The organism is Actinomycetospora sp. ABD4_176 (assembly GCF_056311855.1).
Genome location: NZ_CM149974.1, coordinates 5,741,235 through 5,761,158, shown reverse-complemented (window position 1 = coordinate 5,761,158; position 19,924 = coordinate 5,741,235). Strand labels below are relative to the sequence as shown.

Sequence of the window (19,924 nt, the reverse complement as noted above, 5' to 3'; positions counted from 1 at the left end):
TGCTGCCCCGATCCCGCACGTCTGACGGAGGGCCCGCTCCCCGATGAGCACCAGCACGTCCGAGACCGCCGTGACCGACCCTGTGGCGGCCCCGCCCGCCGACCCCGTCCCGCCCCGCGCGGGCCGGAGCCGACGGTTCGTGCGGGGCCGCGAGGACGACCCGCGCTGGGTTCGTCCCACCTACCTGCTCCTGCTGACCGCGACCGCGGTGACCTACCTGTGGAACCTCGGCGCGTCCGGCTACGCCAACAGCTTCTACGCGGCCGCGGTGCAGGCCGGGACCCAGTCACCGAAGGCCTGGCTGTTCGGGGCCCTGGACGCCCCGGGCCTGATCACGGTGGACAAGCCGCCCGCCGCGCTGTGGGTCATGGCCCTGTCCGGCCGCATCTTCGGGTTCTCGTCGTGGTCGATGCTCGCCCCGCAGGCGCTGATGGGGGTCGCCTCGGTGGCCCTGGTGTACGCCACGGTGCGGCGCTGGTCCGGCCCGCGAACGGCGCTGGCCGCCGCCGCGATCCTGGCCTTCACCCCGGTGGCGGTGCTGATGTTCCGGTTCAACAACCCGGACGCGCTGCTGGTGCTGTGCATGGTCGCCGCGGCCTACGCCACGACCCGCGCGGTCGACGCCGCCGGCCGTCGCGCCGGCACCTGGTGGCTCGTCGCCGCGGGCGCGCTGGTCGGCGCCGGATTCCTGACCAAACAGCTGCAGGTCATGCTCGTGGTACCCGGCCTCGCGCTGGTGTACCTGCTCGTCGCGCCGACGACCCTGCGGCGGCGCGTCCTCGACCTGCTCGCGGCCGGTGTCGCCATCGTGGTCTCGGCCGGTTGGTACCTGCTGCTGGTCGAGCTGTGGCCCGCCTCGTCCCGCCCCTACATCGGCGGGTCGACCGACAACTCGTTGCTCGAGCTCGCCCTGGGCTACAACGGGTTGGGCCGCATCCTCGGCGGTGAGGGAAACGGCGAGGGAGGCGGCGGCCCGGGCGCCGCCGGTGGTGGCTTCGGCGGCGAAGCGGGTCTCACCCGCATGCTCACCAGCGAATTCGCCGGCAACGCCTCGTGGCTGCTGCCCGCCGCGCTGGTCGTGCTGGCGACCGGGTTGTGGCTGACCCGCCGTGCTCCCCGCACCGACCGCACTCGCGGCCTGCTGGTGCTCGGCGGGACATGGCTGCTCGTGCACGCCCTCGTGTTCAGCTTCATGAGCGGGACCATCCACCCGTACTACGTGGTGGCCCTCGCTCCCGGTGTGGCGATCACCGCCGCGGTCGGCGCCTCCATCCTCTGGCGGCGTCGCGCCTCGCCGGCGGCCCGCGCCGTGCTCGCGGTGGTTGTGGCGGGCACGGCCGCCTGGAGCGCCGTCATCCTCACCCAGGAGCAATCGCTGCTCCCGCTGCGGTGGGTACTCCTCGTCGCCGGCGTCCTCGCCGCGGTGGCGCTGTCGTTCTCCTCCGGTGCGGGGCGACGGGTCCGGGCCGTCCGGGCCATCGGGGTCGTCGCCCTCGCGGCGTCGCTGCTCGCCGCGCTCGGCGCGTCGACCGCCTACGCCGCGATCACGGCGGCCACGCCCCATCAGGGGTCAATCGTCTCGGCCGGAGCGAGCAGCGGCACGGGCGGCCCCGGCGGCGGCGCGGGAGGCCCGGGCGGGCGTGCGGCTCCGGACGGCCGTGACGGTTCGGCCCAGGCACCCGGGCAGGCCGGCCCGCCGGGCCGGACCGGCGGCGGGGGCGCGATGGGCGGCGAGACCGCCTCGCCCGCGATGGTCACGCTGCTCCAACAGGCCGGCACCCGGTGGGCGGCCGCGACGACCGGGGCGATGAGCCAGGCGTCGTTGCAGCTGGAGTCCGGCGTCCCGGTGATGGCCCTCGGCGGTTTCACCGGCAGCGACCCGGCACCCACCCTCGCCCAGTTCCAGCAATACGTCGTGTCCGGGCAGGTCCGCTACTTCGTCGTCGGTGGGGGGCCCGGTGGCGGAGCTGGCGGGAGCCCCGCGTCCCCGTCCGGCCAGCCGGGCCAGGGCGGCGGGGGTGGTCGCGAGAGCCGCGGCACCACCGGTGAGATCAGCACCTGGGTGACCACGCACTTCACACCGATCGATGTCGGGGGGCGCCTCGTGTACGACCTGGCCCGACCGACGTCCTGACCGCGGCCGCCCGGCCATGCCCGGGCGGCCGGAGACCACCGGCCCTGCCGGTGCCCGCGAGGGCCGCGCGCCGCCGTTCCCCCCACGGCTCGCGCGGCCCTCGCCCCGTCGTGCCCGCCGCGCCGGACCACACTCGACCGCACCGGACCGCACAGCGGGCGCACAGGAACCACCCAGCCAGGACCGACGTCCGCAGGGCACTCTATGGAACATGGCTGCGACCCCCTCCGACCTGCGGCGTTCCGACGGCACCCCGGTGCGGGCGCTCGTCGTCGACGACGAGCCCACGCTCGCCGAGCTCCTGTCGATGGCGCTGCGCTACGAGGGCTGGGAGGTGCGCAGCGCCGGCGCCGGCATGGCAGCGGTGAAGCAGGGTCGCGAGTTCCGCCCGGACGTCGTGGTCCTCGACGTGATGCTCCCGGACATCGACGGCTTCGAGGTGCTGCGCCGGCTGCGCGCCGACGTCCCCGACGTCCCGGTGCTGTTCCTGACCGCCCGCGACGCCGTCGAGGACCGGGTCGCGGGCATCACCGCCGGCGGCGACGACTACGTGACCAAGCCCTTCAGCCTCGAGGAGGTCGTCGCCCGCCTGCGAGGGCTGCTGCGCCGCGCCGCCGCGGCCACCGTCGCTCGCGACGAGGCCGCCCTCACCCTCGGCGACCTGCACCTCGACGAGGACAGCCACGAGGTGACCCGCGGCGGCGATCAGATCGACCTGACCGCGACCGAGTTCGAGCTGCTGCGCTTCCTCATGCGCAACCCGCGTCGGGTGCTGTCCAAGGCCCAGATCCTCGACCGGGTGTGGAACTACGACTTCGGTGGCCAGTCCAACATCGTCGAGCTCTACATCTCCTACCTGCGCAAGAAGATCGACGCCGGCCGCGTCCCGATGATCCACACGGTCCGGGGAGCCGGCTACGTCCTCAAGCCGGCCGCCGGGTGAGCACCCCGATCCGCCGAGCCCTGCGACGGCTCCCGTCGTTGCAGAACCGGCTCGTCGTCTCCACCGTGCTGCTGCTGACGGTGGTGAGCGTCGTCGTGGGGGCGGGGGCTGCACTGTCGTTGCGCGGGTACCTCTACCAGCAGCTCGACAGCCAGGTGCAGGACATCGCGCGGTTCCGCAGCGACCCGCCCGGTCCCGACGCGGGCACCCGGCCGCCCCCGCCGGACGCCGGCGGCGGCTTCGTCGGCGGCGGGCCGGACCGGCCGGCCAACACCCTGGAGGTGACCGTCGACGACGGACGCGTGGCGAGTGCGGTGCTCGTCGGGCGTCGGGGCGCCGTCCAGCCGGTGAGCGTCGCTCAGGTCGCCCCGGTCATCGCGGTGGCTCCGGGCGACGCGCCGCGGACCGTCGACCTGGACGGCCTCGGGAGCTACCGCGTCGCGTCCGCCCCACGTCTGGACGGGACCGTCACCGTCGTCGGGCTGGGTACCGGCGCTCTCGAGGACACCGTCGACGAGCTGGTCCTGCGGGAGGCGGTCATCTTCGGGATCGGCGTCGTCATCGCCGGCTTCGGCGCCGCATACACGACCCGGCTGACCCTCCGCCCGCTGCACCGCGTCTCGGCGATCGCGCGCCGCGTGTCCGAGCTGCCGCTGGAGAGCGGCGAGGTGGAGCTGGTCGAGCGGGTACCGGACAGCGACGCCGATCCGCGCTCCGAGGTCGGCCAGGTCGGGATCGCCCTCAACCGCATGCTCGGCCACGTCGGTGCCGCGCTCGAGGCCCGCCAGGACAGCGAGACCCGGCTGCGACGCTTCGTCGCCGACGCGAGCCACGAACTGCGCACCCCGCTCGCGGCCATCCGCGGGTACTCCGAGCTCGCCGCGCGGCGCTCCGACGAGATGCCGCCCGAGGTCGCGCGGCTCCTCGAGCGTGTCGGCTCGCAGACCCGGCGGATGACCGCCCTGGTCGAGGACCTGCTGCTGCTCGCCCGCCTGGACGCCGGGCGCCCGCTGGCCCGGGAGCGCGTCGACCTCGCCCGCACCGTCGTCGACGCCGTCACCGACGCCCACCTCGCCGCCCCGGACCGCCACTGGTCGCTCGACCTCCCCGACCGGGCCGAGGACGACACCGGCGCCGACCTCGACGTCGTCGGCGACCCGGAGCGCCTGCACCAGGTCCTCAGCAACCTGCTCGCCAACGCCCGCACCCACACCCCGCCCGGGACCACGGTGACCACGCGGCTCGTGCGGGCGGACGATCTGGTGCGCCTCGAGGTGGCCGACAACGGGCCGGGCATCCCACCGGATCTCCTGCCGCACGTGTTCGAGCGCTTCGCCCGCGGCGAGACCGGCCGGGCCCGCACCTCCGGGAGCAGCACCGGGCTGGGCCTGTCCATCGTCTCGGCCGTCGTCACCGAGCACGGCGGCTCGCTGGACGTCACCAGCCGGCCCGGCGACACACGGTTCCGCGTCGCCCTCCCCGCGGCCCCGGGTCAGGGCCCACCCTCTCCCGACGAGCGAGCCGACCTTCCGTGAATCGGGTCCCCGAGAGCCTGGCGACCGAAGAGGAGGCCGGGCGGCGCTCGGTGCGCTGGCCGAGATGGACGCGCTCGTCGAGGGCGAGGCACCCCGCTGCGCGCGAACGAGGACATCGGCCGCCCTCTCGACCGACGCACGCGCACCGCCAGCGGCTGCGGCGGCCCGCTCAGGGGACCACTTGCGTCACACCATCGTCTGCCGCAGGGCTCCGCCACAGATGATCCAGATCGACGGGCACCATCGCTGACCAGCACCAACGCTCACCGTGCATCACAAGCGAGTCCCTGACTCTCGTCCACTGGGTTCGGGGTTCGAGTCCCTGACGGCGCACAGTCTTCCCAGCTCAGAGGCCGGACCACCCTCCGCGCCCGGGCCGGGTCCCATGATTTACGTCCTCCTGGTCGGGCTGGTCGTGCCACGCGTCGAGCGCGGCGGCTGCGCCGGGGTTCGCGATCCGCCGGCCGAGGTAGTGGTTCTGGGTCATCGAGACCTGCGCGTGCCCGAGCTGATCGGCGATCGAGCGCGACGACTGGCCGGACTGGTCGAGGATCGTGGCGCAGGTCCGGCGGAACACGTGGCTGGTGACCCACGCGAAGCCCTCACTGCCGCGAGCGTCGCGCAGCGCGCGGCGGGTGTTCGAGGGGTCGCGCCAGCCGCCGAGGGTGTCGGGGAAGACCGGCCCGAGCGCGTCGCCGTCGGGATTGCGCCGGCGCAGCATGGTGACCACGAACCGCGGCAGGGTCAGGATGCGCTCACCGGTCTCGGTCTTGGTCGACTTGCGGATCAGCCCGACGCCGGTGAGCCGGATCAGCGTGCGCGAGACGTCGACCGTTCGGCGGCGGACTTGGCGATCGAGATGAGCGAGAAGTCCAGGTCGGCGACGACCAGACCCTCCTCGGTCTCGGCCAGGTCCTCGCCCAGCGGCGTGCCCTCCGGGCCGTAGATGCGGGTGAACCCGCCGCCCTGCAGCAGCAGCTGCCGCTTCGTGTCGGTGTCACAGTAGAGGTCGTGCGCGGCCTGGCCGACCACGGAGCACGGCGCCACGACGAACGTCTGGCCCTCCACGGCGTACATGAGGCTGGCGGCGTTGTTGACCTCCGGGCCGAGGGCCCGCGCGCCGCCGCGGTACACCGAGAAGCTGGGCCACGAGGCAACGTGGATCTGCTCGCCGAGGCTGTACATCGCGTACTTGGTCAACGGCTGGAAGTGCTCCCACCAGGTGAGGGCGCCGAGGCGCCCAAGCGGTGTCTCGTGGACCTGGAGGTCGCTGCCGTCGCCCTCACCGAACACCGAGTACCGGGCGTCAGGCGCGCCGTGCGGTCCTCCTGCGAGACGAGCCCGGTCCCCTCGAGTTGGATGCTCGCGAGCAGGTACTCCTCGTGGCTGCGCCGGATGAGGCTTCGGGTGCGCTCCACCAGTTGGGCGTCGGCCGACACCAGGGACAGCCCCACCTCATCGACCCCACGGTGCTCCAGCCGCCCGGCGAACGGCCCGGACGCCGCCGGGCGGGCGGCGAACTGGACGAACGTCTCGCAGATGATGTCGCGCCAGTAGCCGAAGGCCTCGTCCTGATCGACGACCACTCGGCCGATGCCGGGGTCGCTCCCATACCTCGAACATCGAAGCGTCGTCCGGCGCCGGTGTCCACCACGGAGAACGCCTCCACATCGTCACGGTCAGTGCACGACGGTGCGCACACCCTGGATCCAGGCGTCGAGGTCGTCGACGGGGTAACCGTGGGTGGAGATGATCAGCTCCGGGCGCAGCTCGGCGAGACGCCAGCGCGAGGCGACGGCGGCGCCGGGGTCGTGGTGCAGCTTCTTGGGCATGTGCAGCCAGCGCGGGTGGCTGGGGTCGGTGGACAGGTTGATCGGGCCGTCCCCGACGACGAGGACGCGGTCGGCCTCGCGCCAGAAGGCGAGCAACCCGGGGCTGTGCCCGGGTTGAGCAATGACCTGGAAGCCCGCGACCGTGTCCCCTTCAACCAGTCGCCGGTCCACGGTGCGACGACGGTGACCCATGGGCGCGATGAGGAACCTGCCGCCGGCGCCGGCGTGGTAGGCGATGTCCCCGCGCTCGAAGTCGTCGGCCTCGACGGCGCTCATGGCCAACGGCGCGCCGGTGTGCGCGCAGAGCCACGCCGTCGCGCCGACGTGGTCCCCGTGCGCGTGGGTGACGACGTGCTCCGAGACGTCGCGGCCCCGCAGGAACCGAGCAAGGCGGCGGCCCGACCAGGGCGGGCCCGCGTCGACGACCACGTCCCCGGCCGGACCCTCGAGCACGACGGTGTTGAAGACGTGGCGGGGGAAGAGGGCGCCGACGTGCACACCGTCGGCCACCTTGCGCAGGGCGGGAGCCATGGTCGGGCAGCGTGGCACGACGGCAGCCACCTAGCCGGTACAGCATCTGTACCGGCTCAGGTACTCCGCACGGCGACCCCGTCGGCGAAGGCGCTCAGCGCGAACCACCGGGGAAAGGCGGCGACGAGGGCCGCCTCCCCTGCGAGCTCCAGCTCGCGGCGCCCGAGCACCTCCGACCACTGGCGGTGGCCGTACCAGAGCTCGTGCCAGACGCGGGACGGCGCGCGCGCGTAGACGTCGACGTCGAACATGGGGTGCCTGGTGCAGGCCGAGGAGTCCTCGCCGTCGAGGACGAGCCAGCCCCGGACCGGCGCCGGCTCCTGGTCGAAGATCAGCTCGACGGTGACCCGACGCCCGGGAAGGTGCTCGCTGAGCAGCCCCTGCCGCATCCGCCAGAGAAGCAGGTGCGGGTCGAGCTGGGTGTCGGTCGGCTCAGGGAAGCACCACCGCACGCTCCACGCACCCAGCTCGGCGAGGACCCCCCGGAGATCCGCACCCATCGGCGTGAGCCGGTAGCCCTCGCCCCCGGACCCGTCCTCCGCGGCGGCGGCGACCAGCCCGGCGTGCTGGAGCGCCCGCAGACGCTGGCTGAGGAGCGTGCGCGAGAGACCCGGCAGACCACGGTGGACCTCGTTGAAACCTCGAGCGCCGGAGAGCAGCTCGCGCAGGATGAGCAGGTTCCAGCGCTCGGACACCACCGCGGCGCCGATCGAGACGGGGCAGTACTCGGGGGCGCGTGCCATCGGCGAAGGGTAGGGCGAGGAACCCGACAAGGTACAAATCCTGTACCGGCGTGATCGGGACGACACCGTCATGCTGCGCGCACCCGACCCTCGCCGGATCGCAGGAGGAGCCACGTGACGCGCACATTCGTGCTGGTGCCGGGGTGCTGGGTCGGCGGCTGGGCCTGGCATCCCGTCGCGCGAGTCCTCACCGAGCGGGGCCACCGCGTCGTCGTTCCCGAGATGCCAGGGATGGCCCATGACGACGACCCACGTACCGTCTCGCTGGCGGACGCGACCACGGCTCTCGTCGCCCAGATCGAGCGGGCGGACGTCTCCGGGGCGACGGTCGTCGCCCACGACTGGAGCGCCTACCCGGTCACCGCCGCCGCCCACCGCGTCGGGAACCGGTTCGGACACCTCGTCCACTGGGCCTCGTTCGTCCCGGCCGCCGACGAGTCGATGCTCGACGCGATGCCCGACGAGGACGCCGAGATGCTGCTCGGCCGCGCGAAGGCCGCCGGCACCGAGAGCGTGCTCCTGCCCTTCGAGCGATGGCGCACCAATTTCGCCCAGACGGCAACGCGCCCGGTCCAGGAGCTGACCTACGGCCTGCTGCGGCCCCAACCGCTCGCCTACCTCGCCGAGTCCTTGTCGGCGGCCGACGCCGCGCTGCCCGACCTGCCCACGACCTACCTGGTCGGGGACCGGGACCTCGCCCTCCTGCCCGGGAACGAGTGGTGGGCCCCGAAGTACTCGGATCGGCTCGGCGTCGCCCCGGTCCGCTTCGACGGCACCCACGCCGCGCACCTCACCGATCCCGCGACCGTCGCCGACGTGCTGGCCGCCACCGCACCCTGATCCGCCCGACCTCCACCGATGCCGCCGCCGCGGCGTGAGGAACCGATCGCGATGACCACCCTGGAGAACCGCACGCACGCCCTGGCCATGGCCACCGAGGACGAGATCCGCGTCGTCCGCGACGTGCTCGCCGAGGCCGGGCTGGTCACCGAGACCGTGCGCTACGCCTTCTGCCTGCCCGAGGAGCCTCCGAAGGCCGACGTCCTCGCCGGTGGCGCGACCGACCGCCGGTTCCGCGTCGCGCTGCTCGACATCGCGACCGGTCGGTCCTGGGACACGGTCGTCTCCACCGATACCCGCGCGGTGGTCTCGTCGCGCGAGCTCGACCCGCCGCGTGACGGCCAGCCGCCGATCATGGACTTCGAGTTCGAGATCGTCGAAGGGATCCTCAACGCCGACCAGCGATGGCTCGACGCGCTCGCCACCCGCGGGATCGATCCCGCCGCGGTCCGCGCCGTGCCGCTGGCCGCCGGCGTCTTCGACTACCCCGAGGAGACCGGCCGGCGCATCGCCCGCGCTTTCGGATTCCGGCAGGACCACGAGGCCGACCACCCCTGGGCGCACCCCATCGACGGGCTCGTCGCCTACGTCGACCTCATCAACCACATCGTGGACCGGGTCGTCGACACCGGGGCCGTCCCGGTCCCCGACACGAGCGGCAACTTCGACGATCCCGAGGTGCAGGGGCCGCCGCTCGAGGGCCTGCGGCCCATCGAGATCACCCAGCCCGAGGGCCGCTCCTTCACCGTCGAGGACGGCCACGTCCGCTGGGGGCGATGGGACCTGCGCATCGGGTTCAACGAGCGCGAAGGCCTGACCCTGCACCAGATCGCCTTCGACGGCCGTCCGATCTGCTACCGCGCCTCGGTCGCCGAGATGGTCGTCCCCTACGGCGACCCCGGCTCGGTGCGGTTCTGGCAGAACTACTTCGACTGCGGCGAGTACATGTTCGCCCGCTACGCCAACTCCCTGAAGCTGGGATGCGACTGCCTCGGCGACATTCACTACACCGATGTCGTCATCGCCGACGACTTCGGCAACCCCAAGACCATCGAGAACGCCATCTGCATGCACGAGGAGGACTACGGCGTCCTCTGGAAGCACACCGACCTGTTCACCGGCGCCAGCGAGACCCGGCGTCAACGACGGCTCGTCATCTCGTTCTTCACCCCGATCGGCAACTACGACTACGGGTTCTACTGGTACCTCTACCTCGACGGCACCATCGAGCTGGAGACCAAGGCGACGGGCATGGTCTTCACGTCGGGCACCCCGGGCGAGTACGCCACGGAGATCGCCCCGGGCCTCGGTGCGCCGTTCCACCAGCACCTGTTCTCGGCACGCCTCGACATGACCGTGGACGGGACGTCCAACGCCGTCGACGAGGTCGACGCGGTCCGCGTCCCGCTGGGGCCCGGCAACGAGTACGGCAACGCGTTCGGCCGCCGCGTGACGCGCCTCGGCCACGAGTCCGACGCCCAGCGCCGCACCGACGCCGCCTCCGGTCGGGTGTGGCACGTCGTCAACCCGGACAAGACCAACGCCGTCGGGCAGCCGGTCTCCTACGTGCTGCACCCGGAGTCGCAACCCACGCTGCTCGCGCACGACGACTCCTCGATCCACGGGCGGGCCACGTTCGCCACGAAGGCGCTGTGGGTCACCCGCTACGACCCCGAACAGCGCTACCCCGCCGGCGACTTCGTCTACCAACACCCCGGGGGCGCCGGGCTGCCGGCGTGGGTCGAGGCCGACCGCGACGTCGACGGCCAGGACATCGTCCTGTGGCACACCTTCGGGCTGACCCACTTTCCGCGCCCCGAGGACTGGCCGGTCATGCCGGTGGACTCCAGCGGGTTCACGCTCAAGCCGTACGGCTTCTTCGACCGCAACCCCGCCCTCGACGTCCCCCCGCCGAGCAACGGTCACTGCTAGTCCTGCCGGCCGTCGGTGGACGAGCCGCGGCGCCCCCACCGACGGCCGGTTGGCGGTCGGCATCCACTCCCTCGACGAGGTCGCACCGACAACCCGTTCTTCCTCATCGACGCGAGCTGTCACGAGGGCGACGCCGACGGCGCCGCGCTCACCGCGGCAGGCGTCGTCAGACTGCCCGAGGAGATCGGATCTCGTCAGGTCCATCCCACCCGCCGTGTACGCCGGAGCTGAGAAGCGTGCGGTGCGGATGGTCGGTGAGATCGCCGCGGACTACGAGTCGCCGTGACCGAGGGTGCGTGCGGTTGCTGAAAGCCCGGGATCGGGTCGACCGAGTCCGTCCGGCTTCCGGGTGCGCCACGCCGGGAACAGGCATCCCCGGGACTCTCGGAGCCTCCAGCGCGCCCGGCCGCTGCTGACCGAGATCCCGCAACGGACCGACGAGACCCACGCGTCCTCTCGCCCCGTCTCCGTAGTCCAATCCGTGCTCACCACGGATGTGGGCATGCTCCTGCGACACAGATAGTGGCGGCGTCCTGCTGTGGGCCACGGCCAGACGACCCGCCTACGAGGAGTGGCGCAACCAGCCTCGCCGAGAGGTTTCCCTTGGGCCACCGCACGACCTCGACCTGCCCAAGTCGTCTGGACGCGAGGCTCAGGGCCATCGCGGCCCCGAGCGAGACGAACCCCCGTGGCCGGCCACGACGCCACCCCGTGCAGCTCCGACACCGCTGGATGGTCATCCGTTGTCCGCTTCCACCGATGGTCGCACGCCATCTGCTGCCCACGCCGGACGCGGTCGTGAGAGCAAGACCTTCTCGATCGCGATCCTCCTGCTCAGTCAGGTCATGGCGATGAGCGTGTGGTTCTCCTCGACGGCCGCCCTGCCCCAGATCCTGCTCTTCGAGCCGTTGTCCGACTTCCGTATCGCCGCGATGACGAGCGCGGTGCAGATCGGCTTCGTCGTTGGCACAGTCCTCAGCGCGGCCGGTCGCCTACCGGACCGGATCGACCCCCGCAAGCTGTTCATGATCTCCGCACTCATGGCCGGCCTCCTGACCGCGAGCCTGGTCGTCCTCCCCGCCGCTGACGGATGGTCGATCTGCGTGCGACTGGCGACCGGAGTGTGCCTGGCCGGTGTCTATCCGATCGGATTGCGCATCGCCGCGACATGGGCGTCGGGTGACCTGGGCTGGCTGATGGGGCTGCTGGTCGGGGCACTCACACTCGGTTCCGCGAGCCCCCACATCATCACCAGCATCGGTGGTCCGAGGTGGCAAGTGGTCTATGCGGTGGCAGCCGCGGCGGCCGTCGTGGCCGGCCTCCTCATCACGCTGATCGGCCTCGGTCCGCGGCGGGTGACCGCTCCCCGCCTCGAGCGTGCGGCGTTGGCGCAGGCGTGGAGAAGGGTCCCGTTGCGGCTCGCCAACCTCGGATACCTCGGCCACATGTGGGAGCTGTACGCCATGTGGGCCTGGATCGGCTTGTTCTTCCACGCCAGCTTCGCTGCCTCGGGAGCCTCATCCGCCGGCTTGCTGGCAGGGCTCGCCACCTTCGTCGTCATCGGTGTCGGCGCGTTCGGCGCCAGCCTCGGTGGCCTCCTGGCCGATCGCGTCGGACGCACAGCAACGACGATCGCCGCGATGTCCGCCAGCGCGAGCTGCGCCCTCGTGATGGGCTGGCTGTTCGCCATGTCGCCGGTGCTTCTCATCGCTGTCGGTGTCGTATGGGGCGTCACCGTGATCGCCGACTCCGCCCAGTTCTCGGCCAGCATCGCGGAACTCTCGGAACCCTCGACGGTCGGAACGATGCTGACGATCCAGACCTCAGCCGGCTTCCTCCTCACCCTCGTCACCATCCAGCTCGTCGGTCCTGTAGCCGACCTGCTCGGGTGGGCAGGAGGCTTCTCGATGCTGGCTCTCGGTCCGCTCCTGGGCTGCTGGGCGATGGCTCGGTTGCGCAAGCATCCAGCTGCGCGGCAGCTCGCCGGAGGCCTCCGATGACCTGAGACGCCCTCCCGCCGTCCTCGCCCCGCTGACGCTCCACCACACATCCGAGAGGTCGACATGACCAAAGAGATCATTCTCAACGCCTTCGACATGAACTGCGCGAATCACCAGTGCCACGGCCTGTGGCGGCATCCTCGTGACCGCACTTCCGGGTACACGTCGATGTCCTACTGGACAGATCTCGCGCAGACGCTGGAACGAGGCCTGTTCGACGGCCTGTTCCTCGCCGACGTTCTCGGCACGTACGACGTCTACGGCCACGGCCCGCAGGCGGCCTTGCGGAACGGCACACAGATACCCGTCAACGATCCGATGCTCGTCGTGCCGCCGATGGCCATGGCGACCGAGAATCTCTGCTTCGGCATCACCGGAACTCTCTCGTACGAGAGCCCGGTGCCCTTCGCACGACGTATGTCCACCCTTGATCACCTCACTGACGGTCGGGTGGCCTGGAACATCGTCACCGGCTATCTCAAGAGTGCCGCGAAGGGGGCGGGTCACGCCGATCAGGCGCAGCACGACACGCGCTACGACATCGCCGACGAGTACATGGAGATCATGTACAAGCTCTGGGAGACGAGCTGGTCGCAAGACGCTCTGCGACGCGATGCCCGTACTGGCGTCTACGCCGACCCGGACCGGGTTCAGCAGGTGGAACACGACGGCACGTACCTGCAGATCGACTCGGTACACCTGTCCGAACCCTCGCCACAACGCGTCCCTGTGCTCTACCAGGCCGGCGCGTCGCCGAAAGGAAGGGCCTTCGCGGCGAAGCACGCCGAATGCGTGTTCGTCACCGCGCCCAGCGTCACGGTCTTGGCACCCGTCGTCGCGGACCTGCGCGCGCGAGCAGCGGCCGCAGGACGAGCCCCATCCGATTTGAAGATCATCGCCATGATCACCGTGATCACAGCGGTCACCGACGAGGATGCACAGGCCAAGCTCGCCGACTATCAGAGCTACGTGAGCCACGAGGGCGCATTGACCGTGCTGTCCGGATGGACCGGGATCGACTTCTCCACGCTCTCGCTCGACGACAAGATGGTCAATTCGACGGTCAACGGCATCCAGGGAGTCGTCGATGCCTTCACTGCGGACCCGGGGCGGGTCTGGACCATCAGGGAGATCGCCGAGAAGGTCGCCATCGGTGGACCGGCACCGATCGTCGTCGGTTCGCCGACCACGGTCGTCGACGAGATGCAGCGGTGGGTCGACGAGGCCGATGTCGACGGATTCAACCTCTGCCGCGTGGTCGCTCCCGAAACGTTCGTCGACATCGTCGACCTGGTGGTTCCCGAGCTGCAGCGTCGCGGCGCCTACAAGACAGCGTATCGGTCCGGCACCTACCGCGAGAAGTTGTACGGCCGGGGGCCCTGCCTGACCGCTCCGCACCCGGGAGAGACCTACCGTCGGTGACCATCGAGGCGTCGGCTCGCGCGATCTTTCCTCGCTGCCCTCCGTCGGCGAGCGGGGAGCTCGGAGTCGGACAGCCCGACGTCGCTGTTGACCGGTCTCACGTCGGCACGCCTATCGTTGCTGGGTGGGCACGGGACATCGCTGGCCGGCGTCGTCGCTGTCCGCGAGGGGTATCACCGATCGTGAGGCCGAGGTCCTCGCTGAGGTGGCCGAGCACCGGTCGAACGCGACGATCGCCACCCTGCTCGGCATCTCGGTACGTACCGTGGAGAGTCACGTCTCCTCACTGCTCACCAAGACCGGACTCTCCTCGCGGAGCTCGTTGGTCGAGCTGGGGCGTGAGATCGGCTCCGAGTGGCGCAGGGCGGTCGGGCTGCCCGCTCCCGTGGTCGCCCTGGCCGACCGCGGCCCCTTCGTCGGCCGGGCACACGAGATGGACCACCTCCAGGGCTGCTGGCGGGATGCGCTGGAGGGGCGGCAACGACTGGTCTTCCTCTCCGGTGAAGCCGGTATCGGCAAGAGTCGGCTTGCCGCCGAACTCGCCGTCACGGCACGTCGCGACGACGCCCTTGTCCTCTACGGACGTTGCGACGAGGAGCAGACCGCGCCGTACCAGCCCTTCGCCGAGGCGCTCGCCGCCTACGTCCGAGCCTGTCCTCAGGAGACCCTCGAGGCTTCGCTGGGTGGTCTGGTGGCCGAGCTCCCGCGTCTCGTGCCCGGGCTGTCGGCCGGCGGCCCGGCGCCGATCGGCGTCGGGCAGACGGAGCCGGAAGCAGCCCGCTACCGACTCTTCGAGGCCGTTCGCCTCCTGATCCGCGAGGCGGCCGAGACCGCCCTGCTGCTGATCGTCGACGACCTCCACTGGGCGTCGCGTCCGACGCTGCTGCTCCTGCGTCACATCGTGCGGGGTCTCGAGCCGTGCCAGGTGATGGTGCTCGGGACGTTCCGTGACACCGAGCCGGACGACCGCATCACCTGGTTCCTCGGGGACACGCGTCGAGACGTCGCGCACGAACGGGTCGACCTGCGAGGCCTGGACACCAGCGAGGTCCGAGCGCTCGTCGAAGGCACCCGGCCGCGAGGCCGCGACCTCGTCGATCCGAGCGGTGCCCTCACTCGCACCATTCACGCCGAGACGAACGGCAATCCGTTCTTCGTCGGCGAGATGGTGCGGCACGCCCAGGACCCACGCGGAGGGGAGCAGATTGCGCGGACGATCCCGGTGGGTGTGCGGGAGGTGGTCGGACTACGCATCGGGCGCCTCGATGCGCGGACCGGTGCCGCGCTGCGCGCCGCTTCCGTCCTCGGTGACGAGTTCGAGCTCGCCGTCCTCGAGGATGTCGCGGAGATGGGCGGAGCCGACGTGCTCGACGCGCTCGAAGAAGCCGTCGCGGCCGGCCTGGTCCACGAGGTGCACCAGGCTGCGCGTGCACCTGGAGCGGCGAGCGAGCGCTACGGATTCGGACACTCCATCGTCCGCCGGACCTTGCTCAGCCAACTCTCGTCCGCTCGCCGGCGCAGGCTTCACGCACGAGCGGCCCGCGTGCTCGTGGCCAGGCAGGTCGACGACCTCGGGCACCGCGCCGACGAGATCGCTCGTCACCTCGTCGAGGCCGGTGATGCCACGGAGCGCGGCCAGGCGATCCATTACCTCATCAAGGCGGGTCGGCACGCGTTGCGATGCGCTGCGTTCGAGGAGGCTCTGACCTACTTCGAACAGGGCCTCACTCTCGCGGCCGACGGGGACTCGACAGAGAAGGCCGAGCTGCACTTCCAGCTCGGCGTCGCAGCACGAAGCCTCGCCCAGTGGGAAACCGCGATCACGAGCTGGCGGTCGTCGCTACGAATCTTCTCGGCGCTCGGTGACGTCGAAGCCGTCGGAAGGGTCTGCGAGGCAGCCAGCTACAACCTCATGTGGGCACTGCGGATGGCCGACGCCATCGACATGGCTCGTGACGGCCTCGCCACGCTGGGCAGTCGCAGGGGGCCCGAAAGGGCTCGCCTGCTCGGCGCATTCGCCTTCATCGGTGGCTGGGCCGGCTTGTACGACGAGAGCGCGAACGCCGTCGAGCAGGAGCTTCAGCTGGCAGACGACCTCGGAGACGAGGGTCTCCGGGGACATGCGCTCGCGGCGAAGACGATGCAGCGCACCGCCTACATGCAGCACCGCGAGGCGGCGGAGGCCGGAACGGAAGGCGCGGAGATCCTCCGTCGCCACGGGGAGTGGTGGGATCTGGCCAACCTGCTCGGCTTCCTGCAGGTCGCCCTCGTCGGCTCGGGCCGGCTGGACGAGGCCCGTCGGGTCAGCGCGGAGCTCAATCCTCTGGCAGAACGACTAGGCAATTACGGCGCCTTGTCCCAAGGCACCCGAATGGACGCCATGATGCAGTTCTTCCAGCATGGCGACCCCATCGCACTCGAGGCATTCGCGCAGCGTGACCTCGAGTTCTGCCGAGCCATCGGCATCGGCCTCGCCGACCACTCGCAAGGGTGGCTCGGGCTCGCCAAGTTCCTCCGCGGAGACTGGCCGGCGGCCCGAGCTGACCTGGAAGCAGCCGCGCTCATGGAGGCCCCCGGAACGACCATGGTGGGCTGGGCGTGGGCATTCATCTTCGATCACCACGCCTACTCCGGCGAGCGGGAAGCCGCCCTGGACAAATTGGACAGGGCACGGTGCCAACTGCCCCACGCCGGGCGACCGAACGCCTGGGGTTCCTGGGTCATGCTCCTGTCTGCCGTCGAGGGCCTCGTGGTGCTCGGTGAACTGGCCCTCGCAGCCGAGTGGTACCCCCTTGTGCTCGAGTGCATCTCGAGCACCGGTGCCGTCTGCATCAACTTCCGGGACGGCCGTCTGCTCGAACGGGTCGCCGGTATCGCCGCGGCCGCCGGAGGACGATGGAGTGCAGCGCAGGATCACTTCGATGTCGCGCTCAGCCTCGCGCGGTCCCTCCCCCACCGCGTCGAGGAAGCGCACACGCTGCGCTTCCACGCGCTCATGCTCGACGGACGTGACGCGCTGGGCGATCGCGATCGCGCCGCCGAGCTCCGTCGGCAAGCGTCGTCGCACTATCGACGCATGGGGATGCTCCGACACGCCCAGCTCGTCGAGCACCGCGCCGCAGCCCGCTGAAGTGCGGTCGCCTCCCCCGGGAGGCCTCCGTGCGCGCTCCGCGCCCGCCAGGTGCAGATGGCCACCCGGGTGCTGGGGGTCGCGGAGTCCGGCCACGACGAGGCCCTGACCCGAGCGCCCTCGGCCCGCTCGATCCGCCACGCCTGGCTCACCGACCAGAGCCGGCAGGGTCGCCCAGGCCTCGAACGGCACCGACGGCGGCCCTCGGGTGTCCGCCGAGCTCACCCTCGGGCGCGGGATCACCGTCGGGCCCAACGCGGTCGAGATGCTCATGGCCCGCGCCGGCATCCAGGGCATGACCGGCCGGCCGCGCTGGCGCCGCCCGCGCCCAGACCTGATCGCCAAGGACCTGGTCGACCGTGGAAGACCCGCACCGAGCTCGCCAACGCGATCTTCTAAGTACCTCGAGATTTGGCGTCACCGACGCTGCCGACACAGCGCCCTGGGCTGGCGGTCCCCGAGAGAGTTCGAGAACCCGAACAAGATCGTCGTGGCGGGAAGCCTCCAGCTACCCGACCCCGCTGAACCCAGGCCACCCCGGGTCGGCGTGGGTCTCGAGCAGGACCGGGGCGGTGCTCAGCGACCGGGACGTATGAGGCGCGACGGCGGATACCCGTAGCGGCGTCGGTAGGCGGCGGCGAACCGGCTCGCGCTGGAGAAGCCCCACGCGGCCGCCACGTCGCTGATCGTCGCGCTCGGGTCCGCGGCCAGGGCGGCGTCGGCCCGCCGGAGACGCACGCGGACGAGGTACTCCATCGGCGTGCAGCCGACCCAGCACCGGAAACCCTCCTGGAGGCGACGCACGCTCATCCCGGCGATGGCCGCCATCTGCGCGGCGGTCCAACCCCGCGCGGGATCGTCGTGCAGGGCGTCGACGACGAGGGCGAATGCGCGCGGCCGACGCGCCGTCGTCCGGGCAGCTCGCCGTGAGGAAGCCGGCAGCCACGGCGCCGGCGAGCTGCTCCTTGACCTTCGGCGAGCTGCCGAAGGCGCCGGGTTCGCACAGGTGCTCCGCGATCCCGGTCACGAGCCGGGACCACTCGCGGGCGGCGCCGTCACCGAGCTGGAGCTGGTCGGGCACGAGGCCACCGACACGCACGACGTCGCGATCGAGCACCTGCGCGGCCTCACGGTCGAGCCAGTCGGCGTCGAACTTGACCCCCAGCACGGTGCACGAGGAGTCCCAGCGGCTGATGAGCGAGGGGGTGTCGGCCCGGAAGACGGTCGCCTGGCCCGGGGCCGACGTCACCGTGTCGTACCGGCCGCGGCTCTCGAGCGTGCCCCGCAACGGCATGTTGACCTCGTAGGCGTCGGGGTAGTCGCAGGCGATCTCGACATCGGCGCCCCACCCCACGTAGCCGATCAACACCGGGCCGAGGTCGAGCGTGCGCAGCGTCGGTCGGGGCGCGGTCCCGCCACCGAGCACCCGCAGCTCGTGGGGGAAGTAGGCCGCGGCGACGGCGCGTGAGACGTGGTCCCAGTCGCGCGGTGTCGTCTCCGGTTCGGCCGGCATGGGCGGAGAATACCTGAGATCGCGATCACAAACTCGTCGCGCGATCGGTATCGGCGCCGCGCGAAGCGTGTCGTCGGCGGCGTCACCGATCCCTACCTTCTCCGTCCACCACCACGACGAGGCGGGGAGGCCGAACGCCGATGACGACCACCGAGCATTCAGATTCTGGCGTGGCTCAATGATGTCACCGTCACCGAGCTCGAACGCGATCCGTATCCGGTCTACGAACGCCTGCGTCGCGAGGCACCGGTGGCCTTCATCCCGGCGCTCGGTTTCCACGTCGCCACGACGAAGGAGACCTGCCAGGAGGTCGCCGCGAACAGCGACATCTGGGACGGGGTCATCAGTCCGGCGGGTGGTCGCACGTTCGGACACCCCAACGTCCTCAACGCCAACGGCCCGGAGCACGACGAGCTGCGCGGCATGGTCGAGCCGTCGCTGCAGCCCGCCGAGGTCAACCGGTACGTCGAGGACCTCGTGCGCCCGATCGCCCGCCGCTGTGTCGAGGCCATCGAGGACAAGGGCGAGGCCGACCTGGTCGCGGAGTTCTGCGAGCCCGTCAGCGTGCGTTCGCTCGGTGATCTCATGGGCCTGCAATCGGTGAGCTCCGACAAGCTGCGTGAATGGTTCCACAAGCTGTCGGTGTCGTTCACCAACGCCGCCGTGCTACCCAATGGAGACTGGGCCAATCCCGACGGCTTCATCCCCGGCGACGAGGCCCGCGCCGAAATCCACGAGGTCGTCGATCCCCTGATCGACGGGTGGATCGCCGAGCCCGACGACAGCGCTCTTTCTCACTGGCTGCACGACGGGATGCCCGAAGGGCAGACGCGACCGCGCGAAATGCTTTATCCCACGATCTTCGTCTTCCTGCTCGGGGCCATGCAGGAACCCGGTCACGCGATGGCGTCCACGGTCGCGGGCCTGTGGACCAGGCCCGAGCAGTTCGAGCAGGTCGTCGACGACCCGAAGCTGATCCCGCGCGCGATCATCGAGAGCCTGCGCTGGACCTCACCGATCTGGTCGGCCGTCGCCCGGACGAACAAGGTCGACACCACGGTCGGTGGAACGTTCCTGCCGGCCGGATCGGTGGTGATGCTGTCCTACGGCTCGGCCAACCACGACACCAACGACTACGGCGCGCCCTCGCGCTACGACCTGGACCGACCGCCGGTGCCCCACCTCGCCTTCGGCGCGGGCAAGCACGCCTGCGCCGGGGCGTCGTTCGCGAGCGAGGTCTGCCGCATCGCCCTCGAGGAGCTCTTCGAGGCGATCCCCAACCTCGAGCGCGATGACCGGCACGACATCGACTTCTGGGGCTGGGGCTTCCGTGGCCCCACCGAGCTCCACGCCCGATGGGAGGTCTGAG

General features: G+C 71.1%; 15 protein-coding genes. 9 read left to right on the top strand and 6 right to left on the bottom strand.

The window, feature by feature from the left end; all coding sequences use genetic code 11:
- Window positions 1-43: 43 nt before the first annotated feature.
- The 3 genes from ACYX4T_RS27885 to ACYX4T_RS27875 all read left to right on the top strand — a co-directional run bounded on the left by ACYX4T_RS27885 (window position 44) and on the right by ACYX4T_RS27875 (window position 4,612).
- Complete coding sequence (locus ACYX4T_RS27885; protein ID WP_476012454.1) at window positions 44-2,134, top strand: glycosyltransferase family 39 protein; 2,091 nt, start codon at window positions 44-46, stop codon at window positions 2,132-2,134.
- 211 nt (window positions 2,135-2,345) lie between these two features.
- Window positions 2,346-3,077, top strand: a complete 732-nt coding sequence (locus tag ACYX4T_RS27880) for a response regulator transcription factor (RefSeq protein WP_476012453.1) — start codon at window positions 2,346-2,348, stop codon at window positions 3,075-3,077.
- Entirely contained in the window at window positions 3,074-4,612 is a 1,539-nt protein-coding gene (locus ACYX4T_RS27875) for a sensor histidine kinase (protein ID WP_476012452.1), read from the top strand. The genes ACYX4T_RS27880 and ACYX4T_RS27875 overlap by 4 nt, the downstream gene beginning before the upstream one ends.
- Before the next feature lie 346 nt (window positions 4,613-4,958).
- Here the strand turns inward: ACYX4T_RS27875 and ACYX4T_RS27870 are convergent, their stop codons facing one another.
- The 5 genes from ACYX4T_RS27870 to ACYX4T_RS27850 form a co-directional block, all read right to left on the bottom strand.
- Window positions 4,959-5,423 (bottom strand): site-specific integrase, encoded by a 465-nt coding sequence (locus tag ACYX4T_RS27870; RefSeq protein WP_476015386.1) that lies wholly within the window; start codon window positions 5,421-5,423, stop codon window positions 4,959-4,961.
- On the bottom strand, window positions 5,423-5,905 hold the full coding sequence (locus ACYX4T_RS27865) for a nitrilase-related carbon-nitrogen hydrolase (protein WP_476012451.1): 483 nt from the start codon (window positions 5,903-5,905) through the stop codon (window positions 5,423-5,425). Before ACYX4T_RS27865 ends, ACYX4T_RS27870 begins: the two co-directional genes overlap by 1 nt.
- Complete coding sequence (locus tag ACYX4T_RS27860; RefSeq protein ID WP_476012450.1) at window positions 5,809-6,198, bottom strand: AraC-like ligand-binding domain-containing protein; 390 nt, start codon at window positions 6,196-6,198, stop codon at window positions 5,809-5,811. Before ACYX4T_RS27860 ends, ACYX4T_RS27865 begins: the two co-directional genes overlap by 97 nt.
- A 93-nt stretch (window positions 6,199-6,291) precedes the next feature.
- Window positions 6,292-6,975, bottom strand: coding sequence for an MBL fold metallo-hydrolase (locus ACYX4T_RS27855; protein ID WP_476012449.1), 684 nt, complete (start codon window positions 6,973-6,975; stop codon window positions 6,292-6,294).
- Between the two features lie 56 nt (window positions 6,976-7,031).
- On the bottom strand, window positions 7,032-7,718 hold the full coding sequence (locus ACYX4T_RS27850) for a winged helix-turn-helix transcriptional regulator (protein WP_476012448.1): 687 nt from the start codon (window positions 7,716-7,718) through the stop codon (window positions 7,032-7,034).
- A gap of 114 nt (window positions 7,719-7,832) precedes the next feature.
- Here ACYX4T_RS27850 and ACYX4T_RS27845 point away from each other — a divergent pair, with 114 nt between their 5' ends.
- From ACYX4T_RS27845 to ACYX4T_RS27825, 5 genes are all read left to right on the top strand, one after another.
- A complete protein-coding gene (locus ACYX4T_RS27845) occupies window positions 7,833-8,558 on the top strand; it encodes an alpha/beta fold hydrolase (protein WP_476012447.1) in 726 nt (241 codons plus the stop codon).
- 51 nt (window positions 8,559-8,609) lie between these two features.
- Entirely contained in the window at window positions 8,610-10,490 is a 1,881-nt protein-coding gene (locus ACYX4T_RS27840; protein WP_476012446.1) for a primary-amine oxidase, read from the top strand.
- A 743-nt stretch (window positions 10,491-11,233) separates the two neighbouring features.
- On the top strand, window positions 11,234-12,490 hold the full coding sequence (locus ACYX4T_RS27835; protein WP_476012445.1) for an MFS transporter: 1,257 nt from the start codon (window positions 11,234-11,236) through the stop codon (window positions 12,488-12,490).
- Window positions 12,491-12,553: 63 nt separating this feature from the next.
- Complete coding sequence (locus ACYX4T_RS27830) at window positions 12,554-13,912, top strand: LLM class flavin-dependent oxidoreductase (RefSeq protein WP_476012444.1); 1,359 nt, start codon at window positions 12,554-12,556, stop codon at window positions 13,910-13,912.
- A 124-nt stretch (window positions 13,913-14,036) separates the two neighbouring features.
- The gene (locus ACYX4T_RS27825; protein ID WP_476012443.1) at window positions 14,037-17,042 is read left to right on the top strand and encodes an ATP-binding protein; all 3,006 of its coding nucleotides are present in this window, start codon (window positions 14,037-14,039) and stop codon (window positions 17,040-17,042) included.
- A gap of 508 nt (window positions 17,043-17,550) precedes the next feature.
- Here the strand turns inward: ACYX4T_RS27825 and ACYX4T_RS27820 are convergent.
- Window positions 17,551-18,834: a cupin domain-containing protein gene (locus ACYX4T_RS27820; RefSeq protein ID WP_476012442.1), complete on the bottom strand. Its 1,284-nt coding sequence runs from the start codon at window positions 18,832-18,834 to the stop codon at window positions 17,551-17,553.
- Here ACYX4T_RS27820 and ACYX4T_RS27815 point away from each other — a divergent pair.
- On the top strand, window positions 18,805-19,923 hold the full coding sequence (locus ACYX4T_RS27815) for a cytochrome P450 (protein ID WP_476012441.1): 1,119 nt from the start codon (window positions 18,805-18,807) through the stop codon (window positions 19,921-19,923). The two genes, ACYX4T_RS27820 and ACYX4T_RS27815, sit on opposite strands and share 30 nt — an antisense overlap.
- Window position 19,924: the final 1 nt, after the last annotated feature.

Coding starts and splice junctions, on each gene's coding strand:
- ACYX4T_RS27840 (WP_476012446.1), top strand. CDS start 8,610: ATGACCACCCTGGAGAACCGCACGCACGCCCTGGCCATGGCCACCGAG.
- ACYX4T_RS27880 (WP_476012453.1), top strand. CDS start 2,346: ATGGCTGCGACCCCCTCCGACCTGCGGCGTTCCGACGGCACCCCGGTG.
- ACYX4T_RS27855 (WP_476012449.1), bottom strand. CDS start 6,975: ATGGCTCCCGCCCTGCGCAAGGTGGCCGACGGTGTGCACGTCGGCGCC.
- ACYX4T_RS27830 (WP_476012444.1), top strand. CDS start 12,554: ATGACCAAAGAGATCATTCTCAACGCCTTCGACATGAACTGCGCGAAT.
- ACYX4T_RS27885 (WP_476012454.1), top strand. CDS start 44: ATGAGCACCAGCACGTCCGAGACCGCCGTGACCGACCCTGTGGCGGCC.
- ACYX4T_RS27850 (WP_476012448.1), bottom strand. CDS start 7,718: ATGGCACGCGCCCCCGAGTACTGCCCCGTCTCGATCGGCGCCGCGGTG.